Source organism: Streptomyces adelaidensis (assembly GCF_016598475.1).
Lineage (GTDB): Bacteria > Actinomycetota > Actinomycetes > Streptomycetales > Streptomycetaceae > Streptomyces > Streptomyces adelaidensis.
The window spans coordinates 1-21,725 of the sequence record NZ_JAEMUX010000115.1 but is presented as its reverse complement, the minus strand read 5'-3'; the positions used below and the strand labels follow the sequence as shown (position 1 = coordinate 21,725).

Here is a 21,725-nt window from a genome sequence, read left to right as displayed (position 1 = left end):
CCTGCACCCCACATCGGCGAGGTGATCCCGTATGCCGCTAACTGTACGGGTAATACTTCACCTTTGGATTGCTCGTGCTCCAGCCCTCCAAAGCGACCTTGTACATCTTGTCCTTGATTAGATCGTTGGGGCAGGGGTCATAGGAGCGCAAAACGAATTTCTCAGCGAAATCCTCGCAGGTTACCTTCTCAGTGGAATAGGATTCCGCCCCCTGCTTAACAGACGTAGAGCTCGGGTTCGTGGGGCAGCCGCCGTCCCTCTTGTAGTTCATCCCCCAGTAGTAATAGCCGGTCGTGTTCCCACTATTGTCATAGATGAAGTCAATGCCGCCGTACACACAGACGCGGCGGTTTGCTGCCGCGCTCGCGTTGGGCGCGGTGATGACGGCAGCACCCAGCATTGCCACACACGCCATTCCGGCAGCGGCCATGCGGCGCTTGTATCTGCCAGTCAACTTCGATGTCATGTCGGTGTTCCTGTTCTCCATGCGGACGGTGCCGGGGAACCATTTCCGAGCACCTGGCCCTGCGGGACTCGCGCGTCAGGCACGTAGCCAATCGGATGCCCCCGGAGGGGCTCACCGACATGGTGCACCCACAGGGCGGTGCGGGTAAATGCCGGACCGATTGCGTTCATACTGTTCCGCAGTCGACCGATGCGCTCGCGTCCTGCCGCCACGTCGAGGACGAGAACGGCCGCCGGCCCAACCGCACCGCGTCGTCGCCTGGTTCGGGGTCGGCGCACATCCGGCGGTCCTGGCCGCGCATGCCGGCTTTTTCTGGACGGTCCGTCACTGGTCCGAGATTGCGGCGTCGTTGTGGGCTGACGTCCCTTGGCACGTGCTGTGAGGGTGATGCCGGATCCAGCCCGTATAGGGATGGGGAGTTGAGGGTTACCTCCCCTGCGCATGCACAGCGGCTCATCAAAGGTTTCCTCAGGTGCGCCTCTGTCTTCACTCGGCGTGACGGGAAGCACGGAGTGCCACGAGCAGTACGACGACAACGGCCCGGCCTGCACAGCCGGAACAAGGACGTCCAGCGCCGCCACCTCTTCCTCGGCGGCCGCACCGCGGCGGTGGCGGGCGGCGTCGCGGGTCGTCGACTCCGCCTCGGCTGGCATCGGCACCGGAGCCGATGGCACCTCCGCCGTCACGTCCGCCGCCGCCGGCGAGCGTCCGCGTCCAGCGGCCTTTGCATCCTGAACGCCGAGCCGCTGAGGGGCCGTTCTCCCTGGAAGGCGCCCTGGTCCGCGAGGACATCAGGGGGGACAAAGGAGGGCGGAGGTCCGTACACCTTTCACCGTCGTCGGCCAGGACAACGACTGCGTGCCGCTTGTCAACTCCCTCGGAGAGAACTCCGGCTTCGTCGGCGGCAACGGACACGAGGAGGACTGCAGGTCCGGGGGGAGTCGGCAGTCGTAACCCGGGAGGCGCTTGGAGCGCAGAGTCTCCCGCCTACGGAGCCTCCAGGCGCGGCGGCAGAGGTAGATCGACATTTCGCTCACCCGGGGTGAAATGGGCTGGTCGCGGGGGTGGTGACGTGGCAGAGCCCCTGTCGTTGGCGTGGTGATCTCACTCATCACACCGGCGGCCGAGGGGCTCTGTTGGTTCCGTATCCTTCCATGCTCGATGTCGCGCACGAGCTGGTCGAGCATGTCTCCTGGCTCATCTACGCCCGAAGGCGTGAACTGAACTCGCCATGGCGGAAGCCGGGGTGCTTCAGAGGGTGTTGTCTTTTCGATCTTGAGCGGTGGCGGTCGAACGCGGGTTCCCGGTCGGGTGATCTGGCCGTGGCCGGGGCATGAGGACGGGGCCTCCTGAACAGCTCGTGGGTGTCGAATCCACAGAGCAACAGGAGGCCCCGGTGCCGCAGTCTTCCGTGTCGATGGCCGGGCAGTCCAACTCGGCTGCTCCATCGTCTGATTGCCTCGCGCACGTGTACGGCAACGCGGCCGACCAACCCGAACGGCAGCGCCGGTACCCGACGGACATGACGGACGCGGAGTGGGCTGAGGTCCGGCCACTGCTGCCGGTGCCGGGCTGGATGTGCGGGCGGGGCGGCCGGCCGGAGGGGTATTGCCACCGTGCGATGCTCGATGCGATCAGCCTCACTCATCGCCTGGTGCGCCCGCGCCCTCCGCCGCGGCGACCGCCGGGACCCGATGTCCTGATCCCTCAGAGGCCGAACTCCTGCGGGGACAGGCCGAGCGTCGAGCAGGCCTCGCGCAGGACCTGCTCCTCGGCCTGGGCGATGAATCCGTCGGCGCCCGCCACGACGAAACCGGTCTGTACGACCGCCCGGGCCTCCGTCGGCTTCTTCGCGGCCTTGGCGATCTCCTGGAGGGCCTCGGCCTTGCCCTGCTGGAAGTTGAACGAGAGCTGGTCGACGTGCTTGTTGAAGCGCTGCCGCAGCTGGTCGGCCGGGAAGTTCTGCAGGACGTCGTTGTTCAGGATCAGCGACTCCACGTGCTGCCGCTCGGCCGGGTCGACATTCCCGTCGGCGGCGGCGACCAGGGCGCACATCGCCATGCTCGCGTCCCGGTAGGCACCGCTCTTCAGCTCCGTCTTCAGGGAGGTGAGCTGCGACTTGAGCGCGCTCACCAGCTGCGCCTTCGACCCACCGCCGGACCGCGAGGACCCGCCCGGCCGCGTGGACCCCGCGCCCGGCTGCCCGTACCCGCCGGGTGCGCCATGGCCGGCGTGTCCACTCTGCCCGCTCTGTCCGCCGGTCCCCCGCGCGCCCTGGGCCTGCTGCTGCAGACCCTTGGCCTGGTCCTTGATCCGATCCCACATCGCCATGCGTGCCACCTCGGCTTCAGCCCGTGTCGTTCCGGGTCTTTCCGGTCGTCCGCGTGCGTTCCGCACGTCTTCCTGTGAACGGTCGCAGGCCCCCCAAGAGTTCCACCACACCGCAACGCCCGGTTCGGTCACGAACCAAGGAGGAGGGAAGGGAAAAGAGGAGGGAAAATGTGTTCCGGTCGGCCGAGTGGCCGGGTGACGCGGCGCGATAGAAAGAGACCATGACGGAACACGAAGCTCCGGTGGGAGGCGTGGACGACGTCGACGAGGTGACCCGCGCGGTGCTCACCGCGTCGCGGCTGCTGGTCGCCATCTCCGCACGGTCCCTGGCCGCGGTCGAGGAGCGGGTGACGCTCCCGCAGTTCAGGATGCTGGTGGTGCTGTCCATGCGCGGTGCCACGAAGCTCGTCGTACTCGCCGATCAGCTCCAGGTCGCCCCGTCCACGGCGATGCGCATGGTCGACCGGCTGATCGCGGGCGGTCTCGCCGACCGGCAGACCAACCCCGGCAACCGCCGAGAGACCCAGCTCCAGCTCACCGAGGAGGGCCGCCGCGCCGTCGAGACCGTCATGGGCCTGCGACGCGCCGAACTCGCCACGATCGTCGAGCGCCTCGCCCCGAAGCAACGGGCCGCCCTCATCGAGGCGTTGACCGCGTTCAACGAGGCGGGCGGCGAGCCCGTGGTCCCGGCGCCGGACGACGACCCGCAGTCGCCGCTCGGCTGGGTGGACACCACGGTGAGCGGAGACGCCTGAACCACCCGGGCGCCGACGTGGCACCCGGGCGCGCCCCCAGACCTCAACCCGCGGGCGGTGGCGGCGGTTGGTACGGAGCCGGTGCCGGTGCCGGTGCCGGAGCCGGTGCCGGTGCCGGTGCCGGTGCCGGTGGCTGGGCCTGCGGATACTGCTGGACGGCGGGGGCGGCCTGCCACCCCGGTGGCGGGCCCTGGGGGAATCCGGCGACGGCGACGGGCGTGGGGGCGCCCGCGGGTTGCCGGGAGCCGAGGATGGTCACCACGGTCGCGGCGAGCGCCAACAGGCAGGCGAGGGCCAGCAGATAGAACCCGGGGCCGAACGTCGTGGACCGGCCGTCCGTGTCCCACTGGGTGTCGTTGACGGCGGACGTCACCACCGACAGCGTCGTCCCGAACAGCAGGGTCGCCCCGCTGACGCCGAGCACCCGGGTCAGCGGCAGCCGACGGCTGAATCCGCCCAGGAGGAGTGCGGCCATGGTGATGGCGACCAGCGCCCCGAGGAGCAACAGCACCCCGTGGAACTGTGTCACCGAAGTCCCCTGACCCAGCGATTCGTTGGAGTAGGACCACGCCTTCGCGACGGTCCGGTAGACCGCGTCCCCGTTCCCCTCCTCCAGGTACTGCGCCGACTCGTCCAGCGTGACGAAGGAAGCGACGACGGAGAGGACCCCGCCGAGTGCCAGCAGCGCCCCGGCCGCCCGGTCGAGGACCGCGACCGGGTCGCGCGGCGGGCCGGGCGGCGCGGTCGGGTAGGGATGGAAGCCGCCCGGCTGCGGGGGAGCCGCGGGGTGGGGCGGAGGGGCTGGTTGGCCTGTGTACGGCCCGTGCTGGGTCGGTTCCGTCATCTTCTGATGATAGTGAGACAAGTTCGTGTGCATAAGGTGAACTACGTGCTCACAGAGGCGAGTTAACCGTAAAGTGACCCGCCCTCAACCTGGCGTACCGCGCGTCAGCGGCCGCCACCCCCGCTTCCCTTGCCGGACGAGCGGCGGCCGCCCTGGGCGGGGCCGGGGCGTCGGCGGCGGCTGCCGCGTCGGGCGCCGCCCGTGGACTCGGGGCGGTTCTCGGTGACCGGCGGGGCGAGGACGACGGGGACGCCCGAGGGGGCCTGCGCGCCGGTGATGCGGTTCAGGTCGGCGCCGCCCGAGCGGACGACGGTGGTCGTCGGGGTGATGCCGGCGTCGGCCATCAGGCGGGTCATCTCGCGGCGCTGATGGGGCAGGACGAGGGTGACGACGGTGCCGGACTCGCCGGCCCGTGCGGTACGGCCGCCGCGGTGCAGGTAGTCCTTGTGGTCGCCCGGCGGGTCGACGTTCACGACGAGGTCGAGATCGTCGACATGGATGCCGCGGGCGGCGACGTTGGTGGCGACCAGGGCCGTGATGTGCCCGTCCTTGAACTGGGCCAGGGCCCGGTTGCGCTGGGACTGCGACTTGCCGCCGTGCAGGGCGGCGGCGCGTACGCCGACGGCCAGGAGCTTCTTGGCCAGCCGGTCCGCGCCGTGCTTGCTGTCCAGGAACATGATCACCCGCCCGTCACGGGCGGCGATCTCGGTCGTGGTGGCGTGCTTGTCGTCGTCCGCCACATGCAGCACGTGGTGGTCCATCGTCGTGACGGTGCCCGCGGACGGGTCGACCGAGTGGACGACGGGGTCGTGGAGGTAGTCGCGTACGAGCCGGTCCACGTTGCGGTCCAGGGTGGCCGAGAACAGCAGGCGCTGCCCGTCGGGGCGCACCTGGTCGAGCAGGGCGGTGACCTGCGGCATGAAACCCATGTCGGCCATCTGGTCGGCCTCGTCGAGCACGGTGATGGCGACGTGGTCCAGCCGGCAGTCGTCGCGGTCTATGAGGTCCTTGAGGCGGCCGGGCGTCGCGACGACGATCTCGGCGCCGCCGCGCAGCGCGCTCGCCTGCCGGCCGATCGACATGCCACCGACCACGGTGGCGAGCCGCAGGCGCAGGGCGCGGGCGTACGGGGTGAGGGCGTCGGTGACCTGCTGCGCGAGTTCCCGGGTGGGTACGAGGACGAGGGCGAGCGGCTGTCGGGGCTCGGCCCGCCGGCCTGCCGTACGGGTCAGCATCGCGAGGCCGAAGGCGAGTGTCTTGCCCGAGCCTGTGCGGCCCCGGCCCAGGACGTCCCGGCCCGCGAGCGAGTTCGGCAGCGTCGCGGCCTGGATCGGGAACGGAACGGTCACGCCCTCGGTGCCCAGGGTGGTCAGCAGCTCCTTGGGCAGGTCGAGTTCGGTGAACGCCTCGACCGGCGGCAGTGCGGGGGTGACGGTGACGGGCAGTGCGAACTCCCCGCCGACCGGGGCGGAGCGAGCGCCGCGTCCGTTCCGGCCGGCCTTGGCCGAACGGGAAGGAGAGGCGTTCTGGCGACCTGTCCCACCGGTCCCCTGAGCGCGGACGCGGTTGCCCCGACCGGCGCCGGCGGAGCCCTTGTCCGTACGGGTGCGGGAGGAGCTGCTGTTCGTACGAGCTGGGCGGTTCAAAGGGGGACCTTCCTCGATGCGGGACCTGTCGCACACGAGCCGGGGCCCGCACCCCGAAGGTGCGGGCCCCGGCCATGCGTACGCGTCGGCGTCAGGCGGGAACGATGTTCTCGGCCTGGGGGCCCTTCTGGCCCTGCGTGACGTCGAAGGTCACCTTCTGGCCTTCCTGGAGCTCACGGAAGCCCTGGGTGGCGATGTTCGAGTAGTGGGCGAAGACGTCCGGGCCGCCACCCTCCTGCTCGATGAAGCCGAAGCCCTTTTCCGCGTTGAACCACTTGACGGTTCCGGATGCCATGCTGATCTCCCTTGAGGCAGTGCCCGGAGTCCGCACTTTGCGGACCCGGCGTCGCAGCAACGATTTGACCCCACGGGAAGATCTGAAATGTCCCGGAAAGTCCCGGAAACTAAAAAGAGTGCTCGTCGACGGAAGGTCGAAGAGCACTCAAAAGCCTCTGGTAACCAAAACTGCCACTCCCTGACAGGTTAGCACACTCCTGGGGCACGTGAGGCGGCGACGTGGTGCGAGCCGCTCCGAGCCGGCAGAGGTCCGGGGGGAGCCGGCGCAGGCCTGGCCCGACCGACCCTCCCCCGACCGACCCTCCTGTGACCGGATCTGATGCTCGCCGGGTGTCCACGGAATAGAGTGAAGCGGTATGTAATTGGACATATCCAGGTGCGTGGAGAGCTCGGCGAGAGCGAGATGAGCGGCCATGGAGCGGCGTATCGGCGACGACCCGGCAGCCGGGCCCGGCCCGGACAGCGCCGGTGTCGGTGTCGGGGGCGGTGACGGGCTCACCGCGCGTGCCACCGTCGACGAACAAGGCACCGTGACCGGCTGGAGCGCCGGTGCCGAAGACCTGCTCGGGTACACGGCGGCGCAGATCCTGGGCCGGCCGGCCGTATCGCTCCTCGCCGAGGAGCCCGCGGCGAGCGACCTGCCGCCCTTCCCGGACCTGCCGAGATGGAACGGCACGCTCGTGCTCCGGCACCGCGACGGCCGCCGGCTGGAGGTCATGGTCCTGGCGCACCACCGGGCCTCGTACGCCGGGACGCGCGACTGGTTCGTGGTCTCCGCCGTGACCGGGACGCGGCCCGACCCCGACGACGGCGCGCTCGCGCTGCGGGGTTTCCTGGACTCCCCCGGCTGCGCGACCGCGGTGTTTGACACGGATCTGCGGTTCCGCCGTGGCAACCGGGCCTCGCGGGACGCGCTGGACCTGAGCGAGGACGAGCTGCGCGGGCTGCGGATGTCGGAGGCGCTGTCCGACCCGGTCGCCGGGGAGGTCGAGCGGCTGATGCGGCTGGCCCTGGAGACCGGCGAGCCGCAGTACCTGGAGAACCACGCGCGGGCCCCCGGCGAGATACGCGAGCACGCCTGGTCGGTGCACCTCTACCGCCTGGAGGACGAGGACGGCCGTGTTCTCGGCGTGGCCTCCACCGGGCACGACATGACCGAGCAGTACTGGGCCCGCAAACGGCTCCAGCTGATCGCCGAGGCCGGCCGGCGCATCGGCAGCACGCTCGACGTGGCCCGGACGGCGCAGGAACTGGCGGACGTGGCGGTCCCCGACCTCGCCGACTTCATCAGCGTCGACCTGCTGGCATCCCTCGACGAGCTGCACGAGCCGCTCCCGGAGCCACCGGCGGTGGGCCCTCTCGCCCTGCGGCGCATCGCCCACCGGTCCGTGCTCCCGGGGAACCCCGAGGCGGTCGTGGCGCCGGGCGAGGTGGACGCGTACCCGGACGGCTCCCCGCCGGTGGAGAGCCTGCGGTCGGGACGCGCCGTGCTGTACCGGATGACCGAGCCCGCGATCGCCGACTGGGTGGCCCAGGACCCGCTGCGGACCTCCCGGATCAGGGAGTTCGGCTTCCACACGGCCATGACCGTGCCCCTCTCGGCACGCGGCACCACCCTGGGTGTCGCCGTCTTCCTCAGGCACCGGCACCCCGACCCATTCCAGCCGGACGACCTCGTCCTGGCCGAGGAACTGGCGGCCCGGGCGGCGGTCTCCATCGACAACGCCCTGCGCTACACCCGCGAGCGCGCCACCGCCGTCACCCTCCAGCGCAGCCTGCTGCCGCGGAGCATGCCCCAGCAGGCCGCGGTGGAGGTCGCCTCCCGCTACCTGCCGGCCGGTGCCAGGGCCGGTGTGGGCGGCGACTGGTTCGACGTGATCCCGCTGTCCGGATCCAGGGTCGCGCTGGTCGTGGGCGACGTCGTGGGCCACGGCATCCACGCCTCCGCGACCATGGGCCGGCTGCGTACCGCCGTACGCACACTGGCCGACATCGATCTGCCCCCCGACGAGCTGCTCACCCACCTCGACGACCTCGTGGCCCGCCTGGCCGTGGAGGCGGAGGGCGCGGAGCACGCCGCCGCGGACGGGGAGAGCACGGGAGAAGTCGGGGCGACCTGCCTGTACGCCGTGTACGACCCCGTGTCCCGCCGTTGCACGCTCGCCCGGGCCGGGCATCCCGTGCCGGCCGTGGTGCTCCCGGACGGCACCGTCGAACTGCTCGACCTTCCGGCGGGGCCCCCGCTGGGCCTGGGCGGACTGCCCTTCGAGGCGCTGGAGACCGAACTGCCCGAGGGCAGCCTGCTCGCCCTCTACACCGACGGCCTGGTCGAATCCCGGCACCAGGACATCGACGACGGCATCGCCCGGCTGCGGCAGGTCCTCGCCGCGCCCGCCGCCTCCCTGGAGGCGCTGTGCGACAGGGTCCTGGGCGCCGTACTCCCCGAGCGGCCCATCGACGACGTGGCGCTGCTCATCGCCCGCACCCGGGCGCTCGACGCCGACCGGGTCGCCGCCTGGGACGTGGCCCCCGATCCCTCCGCCGTCGCCGAGGCCCGCAAGAACGCCCTCAGCCAGCTGGAACGCTGGGGCCTGAACCACGCGGCCTTCGTCACCGAGCTGATCGTCAGCGAGTTGGTCACCAACGCCATCCGGCACGCCGAGCCGCCCATCGAGCTGCGGCTCATCCATGACACGAGCCTCATCTGCGAGGTCTCGGACGCCAGCAGCACGGCACCCCACATGCGCCGTGCCCGCGCCTACGACGAGGGCGGCCGCGGCCTGCTCCTGGTCGCCCAGCTGACCCGGCGCTGGGGCGCCCGCCACACCCCCATGGGCAAGACGATCTGGGCGGAACAGAGCGTCGAGCCGGGCGGCTGAGGCGTAGTCGGTATCTGGGACCTGAGCTGAAACACCCGGGTGCGGCTGAGTACGCGCGCTCTGGCCGGCCGTCGGGCGGGCCGGGACGCTCGGTGCATGACACAGCGACAGGCGAAACGCGTTCCCCAGCCGGTGACGGCCCTCCTGCCGGCCCTCGTACTGGCCCTGGTGACGTCGGCGGCGTGGGCCGGCTGGCTGGGCTGGGACCAGCACCGCGATGTGCAGCCGGACGGGTCGGTGACCGGCCCGTACGAGGCGTGGCAGGTGATCGGGCTGGTGCTGACCCTGCTGGCGCCGGTGTACTGGGCGGCGTCCCGGAACCACATCGCCGGCGCCGTGGTGGGTGTCACGGCCGGCCTGACCGCCGCCTCCCTCTACGACTGGTCGGACGACGCCAGCGGCCTCTACGGGGTCGGCGTGACGATGATCATGCTGGGCGGCATCGCCGTGACCACCGGAGTCTCCTTCGTGATCGCCGCTCTGCAGCGCGAAGTGCCTCCGGTGGTCCCCCCGGCCGTCGCCGCCGAGTAGGGCGCGGTCAGCGCTTGCCGGTGCCGCCGTCCTGGTTCCAGGCCCAGTGCAGGCGGTTCAGGCCGCTCTCGTTGTTCAGCCGCAGGCTGAGGCGGGTGCCCGTGCCCTGGAGGGTGGTCAGAGAGTAGGTGTCCCCGCTGCGCAGGCCGGGCCAGTAGACGGAGCCCATGCCCAGTTCACGGATGGTGTCGGTCGCCGCCTGGATGTAGGCGACCTCGCTGGAGCCGTTGACCGGACCGTCGTAGTCGAGGCCGGAGGTCATGGTGGCGCCGAACTCGTCCAGGATGGTGCGCGAGGCGCAGTCGCCGATGCGCTCCTCGAAGTCCTGCTTCCACTGGTCGTAGCTGGTCCAGTCGGTGTGCCAGAAACCGTAGTTGTGCAGGGCCAGCCGGGTGCCGTTCAGCCGCGGGTCGGCGCAGACGGGCTTGACGTCCTCGCTGTACTTCACCCCGCCGATGACGATCCGGTCGCGGGGCACGGAGCGGTGGCTGGTCACCCAGTCGGCGGCGACGTCACGCCACTCCTGGGAGGTGTAGCCGAACGGCTCGTTCATCGGCTCGAAGTACACCCGGGAGTTGCGGCCGTAGGCGCTGGTGATCCTCGACCACATGGTGTCGTAGCTCGCCTGGTCGTCGATCCGGCCGTCCTTGGCGTTGTCGGCCTCCCAGTAGCCCAGGATGACCTTGAAACCCTGCGCGGTGGCGGCGTCGATCGCCCCCTTGTAGGACTTCCAGAAGGGGCCGTTCACCGAGGTGGGGTTGACCGGCAGCCGGACCGTGTTGGCGCCCAGCTTGTCGAAGCCGCGGATGATCGCCTTGGACTTGGCGTAGACGGTGGCGTAACTGTCGGAGGTGGACAGGCCCGACGGTACGACCGCGTCATCGGCGTAGTTGTCGCGCGGGTCGGCCCAGTTGACGCCGTGGAAGTCGCTGACGGGCGGGGGCTTCGGAGCGGCGGCCGCGGGGGTCGTGAGCGCTCCGCCGAACGCGGTGGCACAGGCCAGCAACACGCCGAGACCAGCGGCCCCACGAGGATTCTTTCGAGACACGACGTACCTCTCTGCTCAGTGGTTCCCGAGGCTAGGAGCAACCCAAACAGAGGTCAACACATCTGCACATAAACACTCAGGCAGTGACGACAGGAGTGCCGGAGGTGACGGCAGGGGTGCCTGAGGTGGCGACATAGGCCTCGGGATCGAACGGCGCCGGCCGTCGGCGCGTTCGGCCCGTCGACCACCCGCCGGCTGAAGCTGTTACGGCCGTTGCTGTCGAGGTAGCAGCTGGAGCAGCCACCCGAGTTGTAACTTCCAGTGGTCGTCGAGGCCGGCGCCGTCGGCGTCGAACACACATTGGGCGATGGGCATGTCGAGGACGTGGAAGCCGGTGCCCGGGACGAGGGTGTCGACGTCCGCGCCGCTGCCGTCGGCGCCGACGAGGCGGCTGCCGTCGACGGCCTCGACCGCTGTGGCGTGCATGCAACGTGCCCACCTTCTGCACGGCGTGCAGGAGGGCGGAGTGGCGAAAGCCCACGCCGAGGGTCTCCAGCGCGGCCATGCCCGCCGACCAGGCCGCGCCGACCTGCTCAGCCTAGGCGTCGGCGTCCAGCGCATCGCCGACCCGACCATCCCCACCGCCGTACTGACCGACACGTTGCGGCTGGTCCTGCGGATCATGCCGGGCGGCCCACCGGCGCTGAATCGCTGTAGCGACCCGCCGGGCAAGGAGCTGGATGGAGCAGGTCGGGTCCGTCGATAAATGCCTCGACGTCGGTCGCGGTGATCGGGGACGCTTCGCTCGATGACCAGAATCGACGACACGCCGCCCGCGTGGGACGAGCGCACCCAGCTCACCACGTTTCTCGACTACGCACGTGACACCGCCCGCGCCAAGTGCGATGGCGTCTCTGCGGAGAACGCACGCAAGGCGCTCCTGCCGGGCTCACCGCTGATGACCATGAGCGGAGTGATCAACCACCTCCGCTGGGTCGAGTACTACTGGTTCCAAGTGGTCTTCCTCGGCGAGGAGGACCGGGGCCCCTGGACCGAGGAGGACCCCGACCGCGAGATGCGTATCGCCGTCGACTTCCCGCTCACGCAGTTGCTCGACGAATACGCCGAACAGAGCATCCACTACCGCGAACTGGTCGCCGGGAACGTTCTGGACAAGCAGGCCCAGCGAGCCGTCCGCAACGGCCTCCACGTCGACCTGCGCTGGATCCTCCTCCATCTCACCGAGGAGACGGCCCGCCACAACGGCCACCTGGACATCCTGCGCGAGATGCTCGACGGCACGACCGGCGACTAGGCGCCGCCGAGGGCCGCCGGGCCGCGTCCGTGTCCGCGTCTGAGGCCCCAAGTCCCGTACCGTGTCGGTACTTTCGCCCTCTCCCACTCTGTCCGGAGGCGCCGTGCTCATACGTCCCATCGCCACATCCGCATCCGACCTCGACCGCGTCCTTCCCCTGCTTCCGCCCGGCCGGGTCGGTGCCTGGGCCGATGCCGACACCTTCCGGGACGGGCTGGCGAAGGGGGAGTACCGGTCCGAATGGACCTGGGTGGCCGAGGAGGGCGGCGAGACGCGGGCCGTCGCCCTGTGGTGGGGCACTGCGCACGACACCCTGCCCAGCGTCCTCAACACCCTCCACGTACGGGAGTCCGTCGGACCGGACGAGAGCCGGGCGGCGCTGGCCGCGGAGCTCCTCACCGCCGCGCACGGGGAGTTCGCCGCCCGTGGGCAGGACAAGCCGCCGGAGTACCACGTCCTGCTGCCGGCCGACTGGCGCGACCGCCCCGAGGCCGTCGCCGAGCTGGCCTGGCGGCAGGAGGGGGCCCGCCGCGCCGGCCTGACCGTCCCGCTCGAACGGCTCCGCTACGAGTGGACGCCGGGGAACGGCACGCCCGCGCCGTCCAGCCGGCTCCGCTTCCGCCCCGAGCCGGACGACGAGGTGTTCGCCGGCCTCTTCCGCGCGGTGCTGGAGGGCACCCTCGACGTCGGCTCCCGCACCGGCGCCGAGACCATGGGAGCCGACGCCCAGGCCCGCGCCGAACTCGCCTTCTACCGGGACTCCATGCGGGGGGAACGGTCCTGGTGGCGCATCGCCGAAACACCGCAGGGCGACCCGGTCGGCTTCGCGCTGCCCTCCCGCAACACGGGTTCACACGTCGTCGGCTACCTCGGCGTACTTCCCGCGCGGCGCGGTCACGGCTACGTCGACGACCTCCTCGCCGAGATCACCCGCCTCCTCGCGGAGGAAGCGGGTGCCGATCTCGTCCGCGCCGACACCGACCTCCCCAACCGCCCCATGGCCGCGGCCTTCGACCGCGTCGGCTACCGAAACTTCGCCCGCCGCCTGGTCCTCTCCGCTCCCTGATCCTCCACCACGGCCTAGAGCCGGAGGTCGGGCCGGAAGGGGCGGAGCAGGTCCTGGCCCGGCTGGATGACGCCGTAACTGCTCTCCGGTATCTCGTTCCAGGCGCCGGGGAGGTCGCCGAGCGGTTCGGAGACGACGAGGCGGGTCTCCTCGGAGATGTCCCGGAGGAACGTGGCGTCCGGGTGGAGTGCGCGCAGGGTGTCCACCTCGGTGCTGAAGTACAGCGAGCGCGAGTGGCCCTCGCTGGAGTAGCGGAAGGCCCAGACGTGTTCGCCGTCGGCCACCGCGACGGTCATCTGGAGCGGGTCGCGGACACCGTGCGCGCGCCCCGTCGTCTCGATCAGGCCCGCCATACGCGCCACCGCGCCGGGCGGATCCTCCGTCAGACCGAAGGTGAGGGCCAGGAAGAACATCAGCTCGGAGTCGGTGGAGCCCTCCATGTCGGGGTACAGGGCCGGATCGACGGCCACGGCGAGCTCACGCCGGACGAGGCGGAATTCGTTGATCATCCCGTTGTGCATCCACATCCAGCGACCGTTCCGGAAGGGGTGGCAGTTGGACTGCTGCACGGCTGTCCCGGTCGCCGCCCTGATATGGGCGAAGAAGAGACCCGAGCGGACGTGGTGGGCGACCTCCCGCAGATTGCGGTTGTTCCAGGCCGGGCCCACGTCCCGCACGATCGCCGGGGTGGCGGCGGTGGCGGCGGTGGCGGCCGTGGTGGCGGCGGTGGCAGTGGCAGTGGCGGTCGTGTCCCGGGTGTTCCGCTTGTCCCGCGAGTACCAGCCGATACCGAAGCCGTCGCCGTTGGTCGTCTCCATGCCCATACGGGAGTGCAGGCTCTGGTCGATCAAGGAGTGTGCCGGTTCGAACAGAACCTGGCTGAGAAGTATGGGCGTACCCGAGTAGGCGATCCAGCGGCACATCTTGGATCCCTCCGCTCCTGGGACCAACAGCCGTAACCCGTAACCCGTTACGCGCTCCGCGTTCGGCTGTCGTACGAGCCATCACCAGTATCGCCTGCGTCGGCCGCCCGGGCACACGGAGACGACCGGGGAGGTCAGAGGCCGGGAAACCCGCGTGGCGCCGAACGAGTGGACTCGCCGGAACCCGTCCCCGCCCAGAACCGCCACCCAGGAGTCCGGATGGTGACGTTGCCGTCCCATCCTCTGACCTGGAAGAAGTTCCCGGATATGAGACGTACCCCCTCCCGTACCCCCTCCCGTACCCCCTCCGGTACCCCCTCCGGTACCCCCTCCGGTACCCCCTCCGGTACCCCCTCCGGTACCCCCTCCGGTACCCCCGCCCGTACGCCTTCCCGCCGTCTGTTCGCCGCGGCGCTGCTCGCCGCGACCGTGCTGGCCCCGATGGCGGCGATTCCCGCCACGGCCGTCGACGCCGGCCCCGCTGTCGGCCACGCTGCCGGCGTCGACCCGCACGACAAGGAAGGGCACGACAAAGAAGGGCGCGACAAGGAAGGGCACGACAGGGACAAGTGCCCGAAGGGCGGTCTCGGCCGTGAGCTGACCGCGCGGCTGGACAAGGCCGTCAAGGGGGTCCGCCGGGAGACCGGCGTCCCCGGTGTCGTCGTCGGACTGTGGATGCCGGGCAAGGGGTGCTACGTCCGGGCGACCGGTGTCGCCGACACCGAGACGCGCAGGCCGATGACCACCGACCAGTTCGTGCGGATCGGCAGCGAGACCAAGACGTTCACGGCCACCGCGCTGCTCAAGCTCGTCGACGACGGCCGGGTCGGGCTGGACGACCCGATCTCCGCCTACATCGACGGCGTGCCGAACGGCGACCGGATCACACTGCGTCACCTCGCCGGGATGCGCAGCGGGTTGTTCCCGTACAGCGCCGACCCGGGCTTCGCAGAGGCTCTGCTGAGCGATCCGAGCCGCTCGTTCACCCCGCGGGAGTTGCTCGCGTACGGCTTCAAGCACCGGAACACCTTCAAGCCGGGCGAGAAGTTCCAGTACTCCAACACCAACTTCGTCCTCCTCGGCCTGGTGATCGAGAAGGTCAGCGGTCACCGCCTCGCCGACTTCATCGACAACCGGGTGCTCCGCCCGGCCCACCTGCGCCACACGCTGTTCCCCAAGGGCGCCGAGTTCCCCGAGCCGCACCCGCGTGGCTACACCAACCAGACGCTGAGCGGCGAGGTCGAGGACGCCACGAACTGGAACCCCAGCTGGGCCTGGGCGGCCGGGGCGATCATCTCGGACCTGCACGACCTGCGCCGCTGGGCCAAGGTCGTCGCCACCGGGACCCTGCTCAGTCCCGAGACCCAGAAGGAGCGGCTCAAGACGCTCCCGACCGGCTTCCCCGGCACGAGCTACGGCCTCGGCATCTTCGAGTCCGGCGGCTGGATCGGGCACAACGGCTCCATCCCGGGCTACCAGACCGTGACCGTCTACCTGCCCTCGAAGAAGGCCACCCTGGTACTCATGCTCAACACCGACATCCCCCACGAGGGCCAGGAACCGTCCTCCCTCTTCGCCCGCGCGATCACCGAGATCGTCACCCCGAAGAACGTCTACGACCGCCCGATCTCGCCGCGCTTCATGTCCCCGCGCTAGAAGTTCCAGCGCCGAGGTTCCAGCGCCAGAAGTCCGCGACCCCGTCAGGCGGGGCCGGACAGGTCGTCCAGCTCGGCGGCGTAGAGCTCCGCGGGAGGGCCGGCCGCCCAGTCGCGGTGGTCCTTGAGGCGCGCGTCGAGCAAGGCCGCCGCCGAAGCCCGCACGGGTGACCAGGCGGGTTTCGGCGGCTGATACGGCACGACCCAGCAGGGCATGGCACGACACGGCACGGCGCGACATGTGGTGTCGGGCGGTGCCGCGCTGTCGAGCTATCGCGGGGGCAGCACGCAGAACTCGTGGCCGTCGGGGTCGGCCATGACCACCCAACCGGCGTCGTCGCCCTGGCCGATGTCGACGCGAGTCGCACCGAGGGAGACGAGACGTTCGACCTCCGCCCGCTGGTCGCCGCCGGCGGGCGGAGCGAGGTCGAAGTGCAGCCGGTACTTCTTCCCCTGCTTCGGTGCCAGCGGGGGACCGCCCCAGGTGACCTTCGGGCCGCCGTGCGGCGAGCGGATCGCGGTCTCCTCGTCCTGGTCCCAGACCAGCGGCCAGTTCAACGCCTTGCTCCAGAAGTACCCGACCTCCTGGGAACCGTCGGACGCGAGCGCGCCGATGAATCCGCAGTCGGCGAGGAAGTTGTTGCCCGGCTCGATGACGCAGAACTCGTTGCCCTCGGGGTCCGCGAGCACGACATGACCGTCGTCCGGGTCCTGTCCGATGTCGATGTGCCGGCCGCCGAGTTCGAGCGCCCGCGCCACCGTCTCCTTCTGGTCGTCGAGGGACGTGCTCGTCAGATCGAAGTGCATCTGGTTCGGGCCGGTCTTCGGTTCCCGCGTCGGCAGGAACCGCAGCCGGAACCCCGTGTCGTCGCCGTCGCTCGGCAGAAGCGCGATGCCGTCCTCGGGGCTGTCGGCGGCCCTCTCCCAGCGCAGGACGCCGGCCCAGAAGCGCGCGAGCCGGTCCGGGTCGTCGGCGTCGAAACAGAGTGCGTGGAGGTAAGAGGTCATTCCGCTCCGCGCCTCCCATCTGGTGACTCGAAGCTGTGATCAGGGCATGTCTGTGCGTCCAACGCTAGGGGCCTCGGGGTCAGCCGCGCAAAGCGTTTTTCCCCTGGTTCAGCCCGAAGCCTTGCCGAAGCCTTGCCGAAGCCTTGCCGAAGCCAGGCGGAAGCCATGGCCGGACACACGGCCGGACAACAGGGGGCTCACAGGGAACTCTCAGGGGCCCGGCGCAGAGTCCGGGGTATGCCTGCCGATTGTGGAGCCGCCGGAGTCCGTCAGGGCGCGGTGCGTGTGCTGATCGTCGACGACGAGCCCGAGCTCACCGAACTGCTGTCGTGGGCCGTCGCCGAGGCGGGCTGGCAGCCGTTCTCGGCGGGCGACGGACGCGGCGCACTGACGCTCGCGCGCGGCTGCGCCCCGCATGCCGTCGTCCTGGACTGGATGCTGCCCGACCTGGACGGCGTGCACGTACTGCGGCGGCTGCGGCACGAGTACGCGAATCTGCCCGTGCTGATGCTCACCGCCCGCGACACGCTGGAACACCGCCTCGACGGGCTGTCGGCGGGCGCGGACGACTACGTGACCAAGCCCTTCTCTCTGGAGGAGGTCATGCTGCGGCTGCGGGGACTGTTGCGCCGCGCCGGCGCCGAGCAGGAGACGGCGGACGAGTCCGTGCGGGTGCTCGGTGATCTGGTCCTGGCCGAGAAGACCCGCCAGGTGCAGCGCGACGGGACGCCGATCGCCCTCACCGCGAAGGAGTTCGACCTGCTCAGCTATCTGATGAGGCACCCGCGCCAGGTGCTCAGTAAGGCGCAGATCCTCGGCGAGGTCTGGAACAGCTCCTTCGACAGCGAGGGAAACCTGGTCGAGGTCTATATCTACGGCCTGCGCGCGAAGATCGACAAAGGGCGGGCGCCGATGATCCACACGGTGCGGGGCGCCGGCTACGTCATCCGGGCGGCGGACCTCCGGACATGACGGCTCTCAACGGACCTCCGGACATGACGGCTCTCAACGGACCTCCGGACATGACGGCTCTCAAGGGAAGGCGGCCGGGACTCAAGAGAGGGTGGCCCGGCCGTTCGCTGCGCGCCCGGTTGGTGCTGTTCACCTCCCTGATCCTGTGCGCGGTGTGCGCGGCGATGGCGCTCACCACGGTCCTGGTCCAGCGCGCCCATCTGCTGGACGACCTGGATCAGCGCGTACGTGACGCCGTACAGCGGAGTGAGGGCGGGGCCCGCTACCGCGCGGGCAGCGCGACGGACCTGAGCTTCCTGAGCGAGCAGGGGCAGCCCGCCGGTACCGTCGCGGCCCGCCTGTCGGACGGCGGGGTCACGGCTGCCGAGGTGGTGACCGAGGACGGCCACCGCGAGACCCTCACGGCCGCTCAGCGCGCGGCCCTGGCCGGGATCACCGCGGACGGCACGCTGCACACCCGTACGATCCCCGGTCTCGGCACGTATCGCGTCACCGCCGTGAGCGGCGACGGCGCCCTCGTACTCACGGGGCTCCCCATGGACGACGTACAGGACACGATCCGCGAACTGGTGGTGACGGAGGCGGTGATCGCCGCCGTGGGACTCGCCGTCGCGGGGTGTGTCTGCGCGGTGGTCATACGGCGTCAGCTGCGGCCCCTCGGCCGGGTGGCCACCACCGCCGTGGAGGTCGCGCGTGCGCCGCTGGACCGAGGGGAGGTCACCGGCCTCACCCGGGTCCCCGCCGGGGACACCGACCCCGCCACCGAGGCCGGGCAGGTGGGCGCGGCGCTCAATCACCTGATCGACCGCGTGGAGTCCGCGCTGGCCGGGCGCCAGCGCAGCGAGGACCGTATGCGCCGCTTCCTCGCCGATGCCGGCCACGAACTGCGCGCCCCGCTCGCGTCCATCGTCGGATACGCCGAACTGATGGACCGGGGCGCGGCGAGGATCGAGCCCCGGCTGGCGTGGCGCCGGGTCTCCGCGCAGTCGGCCCGGATGACCGGGCTCGTCGAGGATCTGCTGCTGCTCGCCCGCCTCGACGAGGGACGGCCCCTGCAAGCGGTGGACGTCAACCTCCCGACCCTGGTCGCGGAGGCCGTGTGGGACGCGCGGGCGACGGGCGGCGACCACGACTGGCGGCTCGCGCTGCGCCTCGACGAACCGGCCACGGTGACCGGCGACCCGGCCCGCCTCACCCAGGTCGTGGCCAACCTCCTGGCCAACGCCCGCGAGCACACACCACCCGGCACGCGGATCACCGTAGCCGTGGAGGTCACCCACGCCTGCTGCGTGATCCGTGTACAGGACAACGGCCCCGGCATCCCGCCCGGCCTCCTCCCCTCCGTCTTCGAACGCTTCACCCGCGCCGACCCCTCCCGCTCCCGCGGCCAGGGCAGCGGCTCAGGCCTCGGCCTCGCCATCGCCGCCGCGATCGCCCAGGCCCACGGCGGCCACATCACCATCGAAAGCGAGCCCGGCCACACGGAGGCCACGGTCACCCTGCCGTACGCGGCGGGTGGCGGGTCGGCGCGGCCCGGCATGGACGCGAGGCGGACGACGTCGGCTGCGCCTGCGACGCCGGCTGCGGTGTCGGCAGTGCCTGCGACGCCGGCTGCGGTGTCGGCAGTGCCTGCGACGTCGGCCGTGTCGGCTGAGCCCGCCGCGCCGGCCGCACCGGTGACTCCCGCCGTGGCCGCGCCCACGAGGCCGACGTCGGCATGAACACCTGCCGTCCCGCCGTGCGTGGTGGGTGGTGGGTGGTGGGTGGTGGGTGGTGGGTGGTGATGGGGCGGCGTGGCCTGACGTGACACGGCCTTGTTGCCGGGGGGCGTCGGTTGGGTCGGTGACGCTCGACGTGTCGGTTGCCCTCGCCTTGCTGGCTGCGCCGGCGATGCCCGCCGCGACGCCCGCCGTATCGGCTGCGCCCGCGACGCCCGCAGTGTCGGCCGCGCCCGCGACGCCCGCAGTGTCGGCCGCGCCGGTGACGCCGCGCCGGTGACGCCGCGCCGGTGACGCCGCGCCGGTGACGCCGCGCCGGTGACGCCGCGCCGGTGACGCCGCGACCGTGACGCCGCGACCGTGACGCCGCGACCGTGACGCCGCGACCGTGACGCCGCGACCGTGACGCCGCGCCCGCGACTCCCGCAGTGTCGGCCGCGCCCGCGACGCCGCACCGGTGACGCCGCACCGGTGACGCCGCACCGGCCGCACCCGGTGACTCCCGCCGGGCCCGTGCCCACGACTCCCCCGGCCCCACCACACCGACGTAGGCCTGACCCCGTACCCTCCGTCGGCACGCCGTCGGGTCCCGGTCCGGATGCGGCAGCGTCTGCCCGCGTGAACGCCCAGGGAATCCACAGGTACGCCGAAGCGTGCAGGTCAGGTGGGTCGCGGACGGGGCTTCGTGGCTTCGGCCGGCCCCCGAAGGGGATCCGCTTCAGCTCAGCCTCAGTTGGGCGGCCCAGGGTTGGTGGCAGTGGGCCGGCCGTAGGGGGCGGGCCAAGGTGAAGGGAGCCGGGACGATGGGCGAGCTGGAGACTGGGGAGACCGCGGTGCGGGAGCCCGAGCGGGAGAGTGGCCGTCGTGCCCACGCGAGCCGCCGTAACTTCATGCGCAAGGTCTTCTTCGCGTCCGGAGCCACCGCCGTGGCCACGATGGGCGGCGCCGGCGCCTGGGCCGCGCTCGCCGACGACACCACCGCTACGGCCGACGCCTCGGCCTCGGCCTCCCCGAGCGGCGCGCCCAGCGGCGGGCCCGGCGGCGGCACGGGAGGACCCGGCAACCAGTCGATCACCGAGGACTTCTTCGGCCTGACCACCGACGGCAAGCGGATCGACGACCTGTTCACGATCCACTCCACCAAGGTTGCCACCGCCCCCGTCATCGACGCGGCGAACGCGTTCCTGGCCGGCCTCAGCGACGACCAGAAGACCTCCACCCAGTTCACCGTCCACTCCACCGAGTGGCGCTTGTGGAGCAACATCGACTCCTACGACCGCCAGGGCGTCTCCCTCGCGGACCTGAGCGACGACCAGCAGGCCCTCGGCACCGCCCTGCTGAAGGCGGCACTGAGCGCCGACGGCCTGGAGACGACGGAGAAGATCCGCAAGATCAACCAGGCCGCGGGCGAGGCGATCGGCAACACCGACGCCTTCAACGAGGACGCCTTCTACTGGACGGTGATGGGCACTCCGTCCGACACCGAGCCGTGGGGCTTCCAGTTCGACGGCCACCACCTGGTGGTCAACTACTTCGTCCTCGGCGACCAGGTCGTGATGAGCCCGTGCTTCTGGGGTTCGGAGCCGACCTCGATGGAGATCGACGGCGAGACGGTCACGGTCTGCCACGAGGAGGTCGTGGCGAGCCTGGCCTTCATCAACTCCCTGACCGAGGCGCAGCAGGCGGTCGCGATCGAGTCCTCGACCAAGTCGAACGAGTCGATGAAGGCGGGCGCCTTCTCCGACAACACGGTCCAGGCGTACACCGGCCTGCGCGGCAACAAGCTCACCGCCGCCCAGAAGAAGAAGCTCCTCGGTATCGTCGAGGCCTTCGCGGGCCGGGCCAAGGCCGATGCCGCGAAGGTGCGGATGGCCGAAGTCGCCAAGCACCTCGCCGACACCTACGTCACCTGGGCCGGCGGCACCGGCGACGACGACGCCTTCTACGTACGCGTGCACAGTCCCGTCGTCTGGGTCGAGGTCGACTGCCAGGGCCCGGGCCCGCTGGCCGGGGCGTACGGCGCGAGCCAGGGCGACGGCCCGACCCAGAAGCACGTCCACTCCATCGTCCGCACCCCCAACGGCAACGACTACGGGAAGGAGCTCCTCAGGCAGCACTATCTGACCTCGCCCCACCACAAGTGAGGCGTACGGGTTCCCCGTCATGACGCAGGGCCGCACCCACTCGGGTGCGGCCCTGCGTGCGTCTGGAAGTCGCCGAGTTCGGTGTTGACCAGGCCGAGGAGGACCCACAGGGGAGCGGAGATGGGCCCCATGCAGGCCCTGGCCGGGCTGGACGGCTGGTTCCTCGGCCCGCACGACTCCGTCAGCT

At 70.9% G+C, this 21,725-nt stretch carries 21 protein-coding genes and 1 pseudogene; 12 read left to right on the top strand and 10 right to left on the bottom strand.

What is annotated here, in order from left to right:
* Positions 1–37: 37 nt before the first annotated feature.
* Positions 38–466 (bottom strand): hypothetical protein, encoded by a 429-nt coding sequence (locus I8N67_RS37445; RefSeq protein ID WP_200308751.1) that lies wholly within the window; start codon positions 464–466, stop codon positions 38–40.
* A gap of 1,522 nt (positions 467–1,988) precedes the next feature.
* On the opposite strand from I8N67_RS37445, the pseudogene I8N67_RS44775 reads away from it, so the two are divergent.
* A pseudogene (locus tag I8N67_RS44775) lies at positions 1,989–2,102 on the top strand (transposase); the annotation flags it as partial.
* A gap of 71 nt (positions 2,103–2,173) precedes the next feature.
* Here I8N67_RS44775 and I8N67_RS37440 read toward each other — a convergent pair.
* Positions 2,174–2,797, bottom strand: a complete 624-nt coding sequence (locus I8N67_RS37440; protein WP_200308750.1) for a tellurite resistance TerB family protein — start codon at positions 2,795–2,797, stop codon at positions 2,174–2,176.
* Between the two features lie 221 nt (positions 2,798–3,018).
* Between I8N67_RS37440 and I8N67_RS37435 the strand changes: the two genes are divergently transcribed.
* Entirely contained in the window at positions 3,019–3,552 is a 534-nt protein-coding gene (locus I8N67_RS37435) for a MarR family winged helix-turn-helix transcriptional regulator (RefSeq protein ID WP_200308749.1), read from the top strand.
* A 43-nt stretch (positions 3,553–3,595) separates the two neighbouring features.
* Here the strand turns inward: I8N67_RS37435 and I8N67_RS37430 are convergent, their stop codons facing one another.
* The 3 genes from I8N67_RS37430 to I8N67_RS37420 form a co-directional block, all read right to left on the bottom strand.
* On the bottom strand, positions 3,596–4,396 hold the full coding sequence (locus I8N67_RS37430) for a hypothetical protein (protein ID WP_234046903.1): 801 nt from the start codon (positions 4,394–4,396) through the stop codon (positions 3,596–3,598).
* 104 nt (positions 4,397–4,500) lie between these two features.
* On the bottom strand, positions 4,501–6,042 hold the full coding sequence (locus tag I8N67_RS37425) for a DEAD/DEAH box helicase (RefSeq protein WP_200308747.1): 1,542 nt from the start codon (positions 6,040–6,042) through the stop codon (positions 4,501–4,503).
* A 91-nt stretch (positions 6,043–6,133) separates the two neighbouring features.
* Positions 6,134–6,337, bottom strand: a complete 204-nt coding sequence (locus tag I8N67_RS37420) for a cold-shock protein (protein ID WP_031482971.1) — start codon at positions 6,335–6,337, stop codon at positions 6,134–6,136.
* A gap of 415 nt (positions 6,338–6,752) precedes the next feature.
* On the opposite strand from I8N67_RS37420, the gene I8N67_RS37415 reads away from it, so the two are divergent.
* Both I8N67_RS37415 and I8N67_RS37410 read left to right on the top strand, forming a co-directional pair.
* Positions 6,753–9,218: a SpoIIE family protein phosphatase gene (locus tag I8N67_RS37415; protein ID WP_200308746.1), complete on the top strand. Its 2,466-nt coding sequence runs from the start codon at positions 6,753–6,755 to the stop codon at positions 9,216–9,218.
* Between the two features lie 96 nt (positions 9,219–9,314).
* A complete protein-coding gene (locus I8N67_RS37410; protein WP_200308745.1) occupies positions 9,315–9,749 on the top strand; it encodes a hypothetical protein in 435 nt (144 codons plus the stop codon).
* A 7-nt stretch (positions 9,750–9,756) separates the two neighbouring features.
* Here I8N67_RS37410 and I8N67_RS37405 read toward each other — a convergent pair whose 3' ends face one another.
* Together I8N67_RS37405 and I8N67_RS43390 are read right to left on the bottom strand one after the other, a co-directional pair.
* Positions 9,757–10,755, bottom strand: a complete 999-nt coding sequence (locus I8N67_RS37405) for a glycoside hydrolase family 5 protein (protein WP_234046905.1) — start codon at positions 10,753–10,755, stop codon at positions 9,757–9,759.
* 246 nt (positions 10,756–11,001) lie between these two features.
* Positions 11,002–11,223, bottom strand: a complete 222-nt coding sequence (locus I8N67_RS43390; protein ID WP_234046902.1) for a hypothetical protein — start codon at positions 11,221–11,223, stop codon at positions 11,002–11,004.
* A 40-nt stretch (positions 11,224–11,263) separates the two neighbouring features.
* On the opposite strand from I8N67_RS43390, the gene I8N67_RS37395 reads away from it, so the two are divergent.
* The 3 genes from I8N67_RS37395 (at position 11,264) to I8N67_RS44430 (ending at position 13,118) form a co-directional block, all read left to right on the top strand.
* Positions 11,264–11,503, top strand: coding sequence for a hypothetical protein (locus I8N67_RS37395; RefSeq protein WP_200308754.1), 240 nt, complete (start codon positions 11,264–11,266; stop codon positions 11,501–11,503).
* A 42-nt stretch (positions 11,504–11,545) separates the two neighbouring features.
* A complete protein-coding gene (locus tag I8N67_RS37390) occupies positions 11,546–12,052 on the top strand; it encodes a DinB family protein (RefSeq protein ID WP_200308743.1) in 507 nt (168 codons plus the stop codon).
* A gap of 103 nt (positions 12,053–12,155) precedes the next feature.
* On the top strand, positions 12,156–13,118 hold the full coding sequence (locus I8N67_RS44430) for a GNAT family N-acetyltransferase (RefSeq protein ID WP_200308742.1): 963 nt from the start codon (positions 12,156–12,158) through the stop codon (positions 13,116–13,118).
* Between the two features lie 14 nt (positions 13,119–13,132).
* On the opposite strand, the gene I8N67_RS37380 is transcribed toward I8N67_RS44430, so the two are convergent.
* Positions 13,133–14,041, bottom strand: a complete 909-nt coding sequence (locus I8N67_RS37380; protein WP_200308741.1) for a class II glutamine amidotransferase — start codon at positions 14,039–14,041, stop codon at positions 13,133–13,135.
* Positions 14,042–14,482: 441 nt separating this feature from the next.
* On the opposite strand from I8N67_RS37380, the gene I8N67_RS37375 reads away from it, so the two are divergent.
* Positions 14,483–15,697 carry a serine hydrolase domain-containing protein gene (locus I8N67_RS37375; RefSeq protein ID WP_200308753.1) on the top strand — a complete coding sequence of 405 codons (1,215 nt, stop codon included), beginning with the start codon at positions 14,483–14,485 and terminating at the stop codon, positions 15,695–15,697.
* 44 nt (positions 15,698–15,741) lie between these two features.
* On the opposite strand, the gene I8N67_RS37370 is transcribed toward I8N67_RS37375, so the two are convergent.
* On the bottom strand, positions 15,742–15,912 hold the full coding sequence (locus I8N67_RS37370; protein ID WP_200308740.1) for a hypothetical protein: 171 nt from the start codon (positions 15,910–15,912) through the stop codon (positions 15,742–15,744).
* Between the two features lie 54 nt (positions 15,913–15,966).
* Complete coding sequence (locus I8N67_RS37365; protein ID WP_200308739.1) at positions 15,967–16,704, bottom strand: VOC family protein; 738 nt, start codon at positions 16,702–16,704, stop codon at positions 15,967–15,969.
* A gap of 237 nt (positions 16,705–16,941) precedes the next feature.
* Here I8N67_RS37365 and I8N67_RS37360 point away from each other — a divergent pair, with 237 nt between their 5' ends.
* From I8N67_RS37360 to I8N67_RS37345, 4 genes are all read left to right on the top strand, one after another.
* Positions 16,942–17,676 (top strand): response regulator transcription factor, encoded by a 735-nt coding sequence (locus I8N67_RS37360; RefSeq protein WP_200308738.1) that lies wholly within the window; start codon positions 16,942–16,944, stop codon positions 17,674–17,676.
* Between the two features lie 50 nt (positions 17,677–17,726).
* Complete coding sequence (locus tag I8N67_RS37355) at positions 17,727–19,397, top strand: sensor histidine kinase (RefSeq protein ID WP_200308752.1); 1,671 nt, start codon at positions 17,727–17,729, stop codon at positions 19,395–19,397.
* Positions 19,398–19,518: 121 nt separating this feature from the next.
* On the top strand, positions 19,519–19,674 hold the full coding sequence (locus tag I8N67_RS37350; protein WP_200308737.1) for a hypothetical protein: 156 nt from the start codon (positions 19,519–19,521) through the stop codon (positions 19,672–19,674).
* 523 nt (positions 19,675–20,197) lie between these two features.
* Positions 20,198–21,538 carry a DUF3500 domain-containing protein gene (locus I8N67_RS37345; protein WP_200308736.1) on the top strand — a complete coding sequence of 447 codons (1,341 nt, stop codon included), beginning with the start codon at positions 20,198–20,200 and terminating at the stop codon, positions 21,536–21,538.
* The last annotated feature ends 187 nt before the right edge of the window (positions 21,539–21,725 follow it).